We start from the raw sequence: 11,231 nt of genomic DNA, 5'->3' as shown, positions 1-11,231 counted from the left end.
GTGGCCGCCAACACGGCCGCCGCCCGCCTGCCCGAGTCCGAGCTCAGCGCCTTGGCCGACCGCCTCTTCGCCTGCCAAACCCCCGGCTACACGCCCGACGGCCGCAAAACCTTGGTGCTACTCGACGGGCAGCAGCTGGCCGACTTCTTCCGTAAGTAGAGACGCAACATTTTGCGTCTCATCGCTGAACGGTGCGCGGTCAAACCATTGAGCAATTCCGTTTGAATTACCGAACGATTCTGTTCAACGACGAGACGCAAATATGCGTCTCTACTGCGGGCGCATCCCAAGCGTTCTAGTTTTGCGCCCGCTACATCTCTATTGCCCGCCCGCACATGCGGGCGTTTTCTCCGAAGCATGTTCAATCTCACGCCTACCGTTCGCAACCTCCTCATCGCGAACGTCCTTTTTCTGGTAGCTCAGCAAAGCCTGCTGCCGTTGCTCACGCAGGTCGGCAGCCTGTATCCCGTTGGTTCGCCGTACTTCTTTCCTTGGCAGTTCTTCACTTATATGTTTCTGCACGCGGGCTGGGGGCACTTGATTTCTAATATGATAGGCCTTGTTGTGTTTGGGCCCATGTTGGAAGACCGGTGGGGCGCGTCGCGGTTCCTCACCTTCTGGCTAATTTGTGGCGTGGGAGCAGGCCTCATCTACGAGGGCGTGCGCGGCTACGAACTGCACCGCATGGAAGTGGCGCGGCAGGAGTTTCACCGGTCGCCCACGGGCGGCGATTACGACCATTTCTTCAGCACTACTTTTCCAGAAGCCTCCGGCTACGAGCCGTTGGCCCAGGCGCTGGTGCAGGAGCCCAACAACGCCGAATACATCGCCGCTGCGACCCGCAACGTCGACCAAGCCGTGGCTGATACCTGGAACTCGCGTAGTGGTGGCATGCTGGGCGCCTCGGGAGCGTTGTTCGGGCTGATGTTTGCCTTTGCTTACCTGTTTCCGAATACGGAAATTTACCGAATGTTCATTCCGTTTCCCATAAAAGCGAAGTACCTGGTTTTCTTTTATGCCATGTATGAGTTGTATGTGGGCATTCATCGTGTGCCCGGCGACAACATTGCCCACTTTGCCCACCTCGGCGGTATGCTCATCGGCTTCTTTGTGGTGAAATACTGGGAAGGCCGCCGCGAACGGTTTTACTAGCCGTTGGTTTAGCAGAAGGCGGGCGCGCCGCGCCGGCCGTTATTCATCGTTTACACTCCGCGATTCATGAGCATTGTTCAAGATATCCGCAGCACTTTCAATCGCCGCGACAACGCCCTGATGCAGCTTATCTGGCTGAACGTGCTGGTATTTGCCGCCCTGATTCTGCTAAAGTTCATCCTGAAGTTCAGCAGCGCCATCGGTTACTACCCCACGGTGACGGCACAGTTGCAGATTTCGTCGTTGCTGCCGGTGCTGCTGCGCCACCCTTGGACGCTGCTTACCTACGCTTTCACGCACGAAGAGTTTTTTCACATCCTCTTCAACATGCTGAACTTATACTACTTCGGCCAGCTGATACGCGAGTATCTGGGCGACCGGCGGCTGGTGAGCATCTACATCCTGGGGGCGCTGGCCGGGGCTGTGTTGTTCCTGCTGACTTACAACTTTGTGCCGGCGTTTCAGGCGGGCCTGGGCACGCCAATGGTGGGCGCTTCGGCGGCCGTTACGGCCATTATCGTGGCCGGGGCCACGCTACTGCCCGACTACACATTCATGCTCATCCTCATCGGCCCGGTCAAAATCAAGTGGATTGCGGCCGTGGTGGTGCTCATCTCGCTGGCCGGCGTGAATGGCGGCAACCCCGGCGGCGAAATTGCCCACCTCGGTGGAGCGCTGTTGGGCTTCGTGTTCATTCGGCAGCTGCAGGCCGGGCGCGATTTGGGCCGGCCGGTGCAGGCCGTGGGCAACTGGTTCAGTCGCCTCACCAGCCGCCAGCCCACCATGCGCGTGAACCGCAGCGAGCGCCGCCCGGCGCCAGTGGCAGCCTCAACCAGCGGCGCGGCCCGCAAGCCCACCGCTCCCGACCAGCCTTTGCAGGACGAAATCGACCGCATTCTCGACAAGATTTCGCGCTCCGGCTACGAAAGCCTGAGCAAGGAGGAGAAGCAGAAGCTATTCCGCGCCAGCCAGCAGTAGGATGCGGCGGCCAGTCGACGTAGCTCAGCGGTAATTGGTCGGCTGAATTGGTGCCCTGCGCTTATGCTTTTCTTTTTGTGCTTCCTGCTGATAACGAGGCTGGTCGTATTGCCCGTGGTTATCCTACTGCACGAGTTGGGGCATGCTGTGCCCGCGCTGCTCTTCACGCGTGCTAAGGTGACTGTTTATTTAGGCTCTTATGGCGACCGCGACCATTCGTGGCGTGTACAGATTGGATTGCTGGAATTCTACTGGAAGAAGTGGAGCCTGAATTGGTCGGGCGGAATGTGCGTGCCCAGCAGCCAGAACATGACCTCCGCCCAACGGGTAATCATGATTTTAGGCGGTGTAGGAGTGACTTTTGTAATTGCTGCAATTGGCTTTTACGGAGCGCTGGTGCTCGACCTGCACGGCTCAATAAAGCTGTTTATGTTCCTGCTGGTCATATTTGCGACCGTCACGCTGGTAACCAACCTCGTGCCCCGCGAACATGATGGCATGCCCAGCGATGGCCTGGCTTTACTGACGTTGTTGACCGGCAAGAAACTACAGGCAGATTTCGGTCCCACCCTGCAGAATCTGATTGCCCGGTCCCGGGAAGTAGCAATCGATTTGGGATACGACCATATTTCAACACTGCATGTGTTTTTGGCCGATTGCACCATGCCTTATGCTTACTCGCTCACCAGCATGTTCTTTGCGGATGCTGAAGCGCGGCAGACCTTTTACGAACAGCATCGAATCGGGACGGCAAACGAGAATGTCGGCTCGCTGCCGCTTACGGTAGAATTCGAGCAGGCATTGCGGCTAACATCGTCGACGCGTCGGCACGGGCTGAGTTGGTCGCTACACCCCTGTCATTTGTTTCTGGCCGCTGCCGAAGTGCCTTCTTCAAACTTCTACCAGCTCGCCGCCAACACTCCCGACCTGCAGCAAGTATTGCTAACGTATTACCGCCCGTTCGATGAACTGTGGTCGCGCTAAGGATTACTAAGAATCCGTAGAAGTAAGGCGCTGGATGAGAATTCATCTATGCTATTGGGACTACCCTGCAATAACGTAACACTAGAGAAGCAAGGCAGGTAGCAGCTTCCTTATTTGCCTTGATTACGTGAGCATTGCAGCTGACTTCTCACCATTCCGCGCCCGCCAGCAGTAGCGGGCTTGGCTAGGCGCTTAGCCACTGCTTGGCCAGTTCCACATCCTTAAACAGCCGAATTTCGAGCTGATTGCCCACCCGCGTCACCATTTCTTCGGCCGAGGCCTGCCCGAAAATACCCGGCGACACGATGTGGGCGAAGCGTTTCAGTCCCAGCGCCAGTACCTGCGGCATCCAGTTGGTGGCAATCCAGTCGTTGGCCGAGTTCCACGAGCCGATAACCTCGCGGTTATCGTTGAGCATGTGGGCGCAGCGGTTTTCGCGCAGGAAGTCGATGGTGGCCTGGCAGCCCTGAATGACCTTATCGGTGGGGAGTACGCCCGTCCAGTTGTTGTAAATCCACTGGTTGGCCTCATCCAATTCGATGGTTAGAAACACTTTATCGAACGAATTGGTGAGGGTGGTTTTCATGGAGTAGGTCAGCTAATAGGCGGGAATATTGCAAAGTAAACATATTTTCAGACAGGGCTGAGCTTATGTTCCACGGCTTACCGGGGCATCAAACGGCGGGAAATGGCTTGTGCTTCGCAGTCATATATTTACCCGGTCCTGTTCCGTTTTTTTAGCTGCATCCATGTTTTCTGCCGAGCGCATACTGTCCATCCGTAAAAGCAAAGGGCTTTCGCAGGAACTGCTGGCCGAGCAGTCAGGCGTGAGTTTGCGCACCATTCAGCGAGTCGAGCAGGGCGAAACCGTGCCGCGCGGCCACACTATGCAGGCATTGGCCACGGCCCTCGACGTACCCCTTGATGCGCTGCTGGCCCCACCCGCGCCCGCCGCCGGAGTGGCAGCGACTCCCCGCGAAGCCACGGCGATAAGTGTGCCGCTCCCCACCGCGCCGCCACCGGCCGCGGCTTCCGCCAACTCGGCGCTACCCGCCGACCCACACGTGCTGCAGCTACTCAACCTGAGCGCGCTGTGCCTGCTGGTATTCCCGTTTCTCAACCTGCTGGTGCCCTACCTGCTCTGGCGCAAGCACCGCCACGACACCGCCCACGCCGCCGAAGTGGGCCGGCGGGTACTTGGGTTTCAGGTGCTGTGGCAGGTGGCCAGCTTCTTCAGCTACCTGATGGTGCTGCTGCTGCAGGCGGCTTTTTTCTTCTATCTCGGGGTGCGGCTGAAGGGCGTATTTCTGGGCGTTTTCGTGCTCACATACTTGATTAATGTGGTTGTCGTTGGCTACAACCAATGGCTGCTACGGCAAGGACGGCTCGATATTTACCCCGTTCGATTGTAGTCGAATGGTTTGTTACTGATTTAAAGTCAGTGACTTGAATGAAGTGGCGGCAAAATGTCGTCCCAATGGCGCAGGGAGTAGGGTAGAAGGCCGGGTAGGTTTGCCCCAGTCTTCCACCCCTTCTTTCTGCATCCATGAAAGTCCTCGCCAAAATCCTGCTAGCCATTTTCGCCCTGTTCCTGCTGAGCGGCATCGGCGGCTATTTCTACTTCCGCAAGCAGTTTCAGGCGCCGGCCAATCAGTTGGTGGTATCGCAGCTGCCCGCCGCCACTTCCTTCGTGTGGGAAGCCACGCCCGAGCTACCGCACGCGGCGCTGCTGGTGCCCGTCAGCATCGCCGGCTGCCCGCGCACCTGTTACCTGCAGTTCGATACCGGCGCGCCGTACTCGCTGCTCAAGTCCAACGCCCTAGCGGTGCTGCGCGCCAACTACCCAGCCACCCGCGCCACGCTGGCCGCGTCAGGCGACTCCGTGCGTAATTTTCAGTTTACCCTTGGCGGCCGCCCCATTAAAGCCCGCCGCATCTGGGTGCGGCCCTACGCCAGCGCCGCGCAGCTGCCCGCCAGTCCGGCCGAGCCGTTCATTATCGGCACGCTGGGCACCGATGTGCTTGACGGCCGCGTGCTGGTCATCAACTACGCCCGGCAGCAATTCAGGCTGCGCAACGACATGCCCGACAGCCTCGCCCGCCGCGCCACCTTCGTGCCCATGAGCTTCAAGGAGCGGCGGGTGCTGCTGAAAGTGGGCCTGCAGGGCCAGGAAAAGGAATTGATGTTCGACTCGGGCAGCAGTGCCTTCGCCCTGCTTACCTCGCAGGCCAACTGGGAGCAAATGGCTCAGCCCGCCGCTCAAGCCCAAGCCGTGCCCGTAAACTCCTGGGGCAAAACCCTGACCGCGCACACCGTAGCCACCGATGCGGCCATGCAATTCGGGGCTTCCACGGTACCGTTGCACACCGTCACCTATATCGACGGCACCACCTTCGTGCAGCGCACGCTCACGCGCTTCTCGGGCATGGGCGGCATGCTGGGCAACGCGCCCTTTAGTCAGCGCACCATCGTACTGGATGTGAGGAACGGACGGTTTGGGGTAGCGCAGTAAAACGGTTGACCAACAAAAAGCCCCGCCGGAATGTCCGGCGGGGCTTTTCTGTGAACTTCTAAACGCTGCGATTAAGCAGCGGGCTGGGCGGCGCTCATCTTGTCGAGGGCGTCCATCACTTCTTTCACGTGGCCGCGCGAGGTTTCGAGCAGGGCTTTCTCTTCGTCGTTGAGTTGCAGCTCGATTACTTTCTCGATGCCGTTTTTGCCCAGGATAACCGGGGCACCCAGGTACACGCCGTCGATGCCGTACTCGCCTTCGAGCTTGATGCACACGGGGAACACGCGGCGCTGGTCGCGCACGATGGCTTCCACCATTTGGGCCGCGGCCGCGCCGGGCGCGTACCAGGCCGAAGTGCCCATCAGCTTCACCAGCTCGCCGCCACCGTTGGTGGTGCGGGCCACGATGGCGTCCAGCTCTTCTTTACCAATGAGTTCGGTAACGGGGATGCCGCCTACGGTGGTGTAGCGGGGCAGGGGCACCATGGTGTCGCCGTGGCCGCCCATCAGCACGGCCTGGATGTCTTTGGGGCTCACGTTCAGGGCTTCGGCCAGGAAGGCGCGGTAGCGGGCCGTGTCGAGGATGCCGGCCATGCCGAACACCTTGGTACGGTCAAGGCCGGAGGTGAGGTGGGCCTGGTAGGTCATCACGTCGAGCGGGTTGCTCACGATGATGATGATGGCATTGGGCGAGTATTTTACCACCTGCTCGGTCACCGATTTCACGATGCCGGCGTTGGTCGAAATCAGGTCGTCGCGGGTCATGCCGGGCTTGCGGGGCAGGCCCGAGGTAATCACCACCACGTCGGAACCAGCCGTGCGGCTGTAGTCGTTGGTCACGCCCACGGTGCGCGAGTCGTAGCCGATAATCGGGGCTTTCTGCCAGATGTCGAGGGCTTTGCCTTCGGCGAAACCTTCCTTGATGTCAACCAGAACAATTTCGTTGGCGATTTCACGGGTGGCGAGCACGTCGGCGCAGGTTGCGCCCACGTTGCCGGCTCCGACTACGGTAACTTTCATAGGAGAGTGGTTGGTTGTTGGGGGAATACGGCCGCAAAAGTACGGCCGGGAGCCGCAACAACGAGTACCCCGAAATTTCATTTCGGCCCGGTGGTGCAATCGTGCGCGCAAAACGTGCCCGATGGGCCGAAATATAATTTCGGGGCATCCCGCTTTACAGCGACACCCGCACCGAAGCCAGCACCTGCGTGGGACGCAGCTGGTAGGTGGTCTGGGCCAGCTGGAAGGGGCTCACGAAGCTGTACTGGTACTGCCGCGTGTCGAAAATATTGCTCCAGCGCAGCTCCCAGTCAATTTTACGGCCTTTGGTGGGCATGGTGTAGCGGTAGAGTAAATCGGCAAACAGGGCCTGCACGGTGGGGGCCGGGCCGCGGCTGTTGTAGTAGTCGCCGCTGAGCGTGAGCTGGTGTCCGCCTACCGGAAACAGGCTGGTGCTGGCGTGGTGCTCCTGCACTAGCGCGGTGGCGGTGGCGGGCCCATCGGCCACGGCGCTGCGCAGGGCCGTGAGCACGGCGTTATACTCCAGGCTGCCCCATTCAAAAGCCGATACATTGGCCTTGAGGCTGGCCGTGCCGTTCTGGATGCGCGTTTGGGTCAGTTGGTCGTTCAGCACTTGCGGCTGCTGGCGCAGGCTGCCAATGAGCTGCAGGCTCAGGTTGGTTTTCCAAGGGCTGATGAACTGACTGATGTTGGCGTTGAGCAGGTGCGTACTGGCGCGGCTGTCTTCGTCGAGCGCCACGTTAGTCAGGGCACCGCTAGTTTCCACCCGGCTGCTGTAGAGCCGGTTGCTAAGTGCACTGCTGAAGGTGTAGTTGGCGTAGAAAAACCGCGAGTTCAACGGGTTCTGGAAAAAAAAGCCGCCGGAGTAACGTTGCGTTTGGGTGCGGGACAAGGGAGCCGCGCTGCGTTGCAGGGTGCGATAGTCGCGCAGGATGTACGCGTAGCTCAGCTGGCTGATGTCGCCAAAATTGTTGCTCAGCCCCGCATCGGCCGACACGTGCCAACGCGAGCCCAAGGTACGGGTCGTGCTCAGAGTCGGTTCGGCCACTACTACGTGTAAATCCTGTCCGGCTTCGAGCGCCGCATCGGTGGCCCGGAAATCGTAGTAACTCACCGGCAGGCTCAGGCTCAGGTCCCAGCTGTCGGTTCGGCGGCTCAGGTTGGGCTCGAGGTAATACCGGCTCCGGTTCCAATGCAGGTCGTTGCGCAGTGGTGGGCCGGTGGCAGCAGGCTCGGCGCTGGTAGTCAGGGCCGAAGTCAGCCGCTGAATTTCCTGCGAAAAGCCCACCCGACCCGAGTAAGCCCAGTTGCCGCGGTTTAGCGTGAAGCCCGCCGAGTTAGTGGTACGAAACGCCGCTTGCCGGGCCTGTTGCCGGGCCGAGTCGTAGGCCACGCCGCCGGTGAGCAGCGCCGCAAACGGCCCCGGGCTCAGGGCCAACTGCTGCGGGCTGTTGTTGAAAAGCGTGAGCGACGACACTTGCAGGAGTTGCCCGCCTGGCAGCGGCCGCACCAGCCCCAGCCGGTTGCTGATGGCCATAAAAGGGTTGCGGGCCTGCTGGGCTACGTGCAGGCCAGTTTCCGCCCGGTAGAGGTCACCGGTTTGGAAGTCCCAGCGGGCGTCCAGGCTCAACGTGTTTTTCAGGTAGTAGCGCTTTTCGTTCTTGATGAAGGCCAGGTCGGCCAGCAGGTTGTTGAACGACGCACGATTCTGCTTGTCCTCCGTCAGCGCTACGGTGCGGTTGTTGGGCAGAAAAAACTGCGTCTTGGTGCCGCCGCTGGCCGTCTGCACGTCGTGCAGGTAAGAGGCGTTCACCCGCACTTGGTTCTCTGGGCTGATGGGAATGAGGTGGTTGGCGCTCAGCAGCTGTACCCGGTTGAAAAGGTAGCGGCTGACACCCACCAGCGGGTACCCCAGCCCTTGGATGTGCGTCAGGTCGGGTTTCTGGCTGCTGAAGTCGCTGTTGCGCGGCAAGTCGCCATTTGTCAAAGGCTTGAGCTGTGCCGATACATCTTCGCCGGTATTGTTGGCCTGATAGGAGTCAAGCAGCTGCTGCCGTCCGGCAAACAACATGGGCGAGAGGTTGGCGCTCCAGAGCGCGCCGAGCGGAGCCGGACCCCATCCGCCACCCAATTGGGCCTGCCCGGTAGCCGTTACTTTTTTGGTCAGCTTAATGTTGAGGGCGGCTTCTTCGGGCCGGGACTGGCCGCCGAGTGCCCGAATGGGTTGGTGGCGTTCCAGCACCTGCACGCTTTGCACGGCCCCAACCGGCAGGTTATTGCTGGCCAGCGTGTAGCGGCCTTCCAGCAAGTCCTGCCCGTTGATGTAGAACTTGTTGATGGGGTTGCCCTCGTAGGAAATGCGGCCATCGCCGTCCACCTCAATGCCGGGCATCTTCTTCAGCACATCGGCAATCACGCGGTCCTGCTTGCCGGCGAAGGCACTCACCTTGTAGCTCAGCGTATCGCCCTGCTTGGTAATGGGCGCGCCTTGCACCGTCACTTCCCGCAGCTGCGTGCTGCCGGCTTGCATACGCAGCGGCACGGTCTGGCTGCGGTTGGCCAGCCGTAGCAGCTGCGTGGCGTAGCCCAGGGCGCGGGCGTGGAGGTACAGCGAGTCGCTGGCGGGCTTGGCATCCAATGTCAGCTTAAAACTGCCATCGGCTGTTGAAATAACGAAGGCAGTAGCCGGGGGCTGGGCTTTCGTTTCGGCTTCGAGCAGAACACCTTCCAGCGGCTGGCCGGCTGCGTTGCGCACCGTGCCCGTGAGCGTGGTTTGGGCCGCGGCTTTGTGGCAGGCCAGCGCCAGCAGTATGAGCAGGTACAGAACGGTAGGCCAGGCAGGGCACATTCTTATGCTTGGCACAGGTCAGGATATTTCGACTCTTTTAGATTGTTCCGGTGCTTCGCTGCTTACCACACGCTGTCTTTTCCTATCCTCCGGAAATTTATTGCTTTAGTTCCAGTGGATTATTCCGCCGCTTTAATTTCGCCAGATAATTTTGCTGTGCACTTTCTGGAACCTTGTTGCCATTGGCTGCCATGCGGTTCAATAGCGTCAATTCGTCGTTGCGCTTAGATTGCTCAAATTTAGATTTTGAAATAATAGGTGCCGACGATTTAGCTGAAAATGGGGCTTCTAATTCAGTAGTAACATCAAATGATGACGGGTTAAGGTCTACGTTCAGCAGGGTGAAAACGTAGTTATCGTGCGTGTCTCGCACTTGTAGAATAAGCCCCGGTAAGCCGTAGAATTTATACGGGCCGTCGCTGACGGGAATGTCACGTGCAAACCACCCTTCCCACATGCGACCGCCGAAGGTAGTGTAAGCTTGCTGGCAATTATGTCCAGCAATTATCTTCTTGCCTGGCCCAATGCGCCAGGCAAACAGGGAAGAAGCCTCCTGATATTGATAGTCTTCTAGGCCGATGACGTCGTGGTAGGAAACCCAGTTTGCCCCCGGCTTCTTTAAAATGGTATAGCGCAATTCGTTTTTCGCGGCTTGCTGTGGTGCATCAAGCGCCCTTTTTAGCCTCTCCATCTCGGGTACACCTTTTAAGCTGGTGTAAACGCTGTCAAGAATATACTTGCCCGTGCTTTCAAAACGAGAAATACCGCTGCTGATTCGCAAAATCATCTGCACGCGCTTGGGAGTATTTACCGCCGAATCGGGTTTGTAGTCCAGCTGATAAATTGCACGCAAGCAAGCCGTCGATTGGGTCGTGAGAGCAGGCTGAGCAATTGCGTCAAGCCTGAATAAAGCGGAAAATGTGATAAATGTAAAATAAAATGCGAGCTTACCCGGGTTCATATAGTATGTGGTTCTTGAGTGCGAAACAGTGGGGCATTTGGCAGCAAGTGTTTCGCAGCGCGCCATTATTTGTTTTTAAGCTGTTTAGAGAGTCGTCGGAACGATGTGTAGACGCATATTGCTGAATAAAATCAACCAAATTGCACGGCTGACGAGACGTGAATATGATTTCTACATGGGGGAAATTCTGAATATCTTCTTTGTATCAGCGAAAATCGCAAAATAAGAGTTAAGGTAGCCCTTCTGCCAGCAAAGGCCATAGGCAAGTAGTAGCCAGCAGAAGGGCTACACAATTAGCAGTCTAAGTGGGTCTGGTAGAACATGTATGCGTTAGCCATTTCTTGTCGAGTGTAGCCAACTACCGGGATAGACCATCCTTGCTTCGGGCAATCGAATGTCATTTCATACAAATATTTTACGCGGGCCGGCTTGACAGCAGCAGCCGTTGGCTTCTTGGCCAGACCAGCTGCTTTCGTTTCATTAGTAGCTGCTTTTCCAGCAAAAGAAATGCTGCAAAGCAGCGCCGCGAAGAACAAGTTTTTTTTCATGGAAAAAGAAAAGAGTTAAAGTATGATTTCCGACTCTTTGCAGGAAATCGGTTCAAGATTTTTGCGTGGCAGCAGTTCTTGCTATTGCCAATTACTGCATAGGGGCAGGCAACCCAGCACAATGCCGACAATGAAGGAATAAATGGTGAATTATTGGCGGTGGTCTAAGTGAGGATGGTTCTGTGATTATGTCGGTCGATGCAAATTTTAATTCGGGCTGCGTGCATGC

At 58.0% G+C, this 11,231-nt stretch carries 10 protein-coding genes; 5 read left to right on the top strand and 5 right to left on the bottom strand.

The annotated features are described in order from the left end of the window. Positions 1-357: 357 nt before the first annotated feature. The 3 genes from ACYVDE_RS07035 (at position 358) to ACYVDE_RS07025 (ending at position 3,114) form a co-directional block, all read left to right on the top strand. Positions 358-1,152 carry a rhomboid family intramembrane serine protease gene (locus ACYVDE_RS07035; RefSeq protein ID WP_460500777.1) on the top strand — a complete coding sequence of 265 codons (795 nt, stop codon included), beginning with the start codon at positions 358-360 and terminating at the stop codon, positions 1,150-1,152. A gap of 66 nt (positions 1,153-1,218) precedes the next feature. Continuing rightward, positions 1,219-2,130 (top strand): rhomboid family intramembrane serine protease, encoded by a 912-nt coding sequence (locus tag ACYVDE_RS07030; protein ID WP_460500776.1) that lies wholly within the window; start codon positions 1,219-1,221, stop codon positions 2,128-2,130. A 63-nt stretch (positions 2,131-2,193) separates the two neighbouring features. Then, positions 2,194-3,114 (top strand): hypothetical protein, encoded by a 921-nt coding sequence (locus tag ACYVDE_RS07025; RefSeq protein ID WP_460500775.1) that lies wholly within the window; start codon positions 2,194-2,196, stop codon positions 3,112-3,114. 184 nt (positions 3,115-3,298) lie between these two features. Here the strand turns inward: ACYVDE_RS07025 and ACYVDE_RS07020 are convergent, their stop codons facing one another. After that, positions 3,299-3,700 (bottom strand): hypothetical protein, encoded by a 402-nt coding sequence (locus ACYVDE_RS07020; RefSeq protein ID WP_460500774.1) that lies wholly within the window; start codon positions 3,698-3,700, stop codon positions 3,299-3,301. A gap of 163 nt (positions 3,701-3,863) precedes the next feature. Here ACYVDE_RS07020 and ACYVDE_RS07015 point away from each other — a divergent pair, with 163 nt between their 5' ends. Both ACYVDE_RS07015 and ACYVDE_RS07010 read left to right on the top strand, forming a co-directional pair. After that, the gene (locus ACYVDE_RS07015; protein WP_460500773.1) at positions 3,864-4,526 is read left to right on the top strand and encodes a helix-turn-helix domain-containing protein; all 663 of its coding nucleotides are present in this window, start codon (positions 3,864-3,866) and stop codon (positions 4,524-4,526) included. Between the two features lie 134 nt (positions 4,527-4,660). Next, positions 4,661-5,626, top strand: a complete 966-nt coding sequence (locus ACYVDE_RS07010; RefSeq protein ID WP_460500772.1) for a hypothetical protein — start codon at positions 4,661-4,663, stop codon at positions 5,624-5,626. Between the two features lie 71 nt (positions 5,627-5,697). On the opposite strand, the gene mdh is transcribed toward ACYVDE_RS07010, so the two are convergent. The 4 genes from mdh to ACYVDE_RS06990 all read right to left on the bottom strand — a co-directional run bounded on the left by mdh (position 5,698) and on the right by ACYVDE_RS06990 (position 11,002). Then, positions 5,698-6,645, bottom strand: a complete 948-nt coding sequence (gene mdh / locus ACYVDE_RS07005; RefSeq protein ID WP_460500771.1) for a malate dehydrogenase — start codon at positions 6,643-6,645, stop codon at positions 5,698-5,700. A gap of 154 nt (positions 6,646-6,799) precedes the next feature. Then, on the bottom strand, positions 6,800-9,493 hold the full coding sequence (locus tag ACYVDE_RS07000) for a TonB-dependent receptor (RefSeq protein WP_460500770.1): 2,694 nt from the start codon (positions 9,491-9,493) through the stop codon (positions 6,800-6,802). A 97-nt stretch (positions 9,494-9,590) separates the two neighbouring features. Next, positions 9,591-10,454 (bottom strand): GLPGLI family protein, encoded by an 864-nt coding sequence (locus ACYVDE_RS06995; protein WP_460500769.1) that lies wholly within the window; start codon positions 10,452-10,454, stop codon positions 9,591-9,593. Between the two features lie 293 nt (positions 10,455-10,747). Next, positions 10,748-11,002, bottom strand: coding sequence for a hypothetical protein (locus ACYVDE_RS06990; protein WP_460500768.1), 255 nt, complete (start codon positions 11,000-11,002; stop codon positions 10,748-10,750). Positions 11,003-11,231 lie beyond the last annotated feature (229 nt).

It is taken from the genome of Hymenobacter agri (assembly GCF_054778495.1).
The sequence above is the reverse complement of the archived record's forward strand: the minus strand, read 5'-3'. Positions and strand labels throughout refer to the sequence as shown.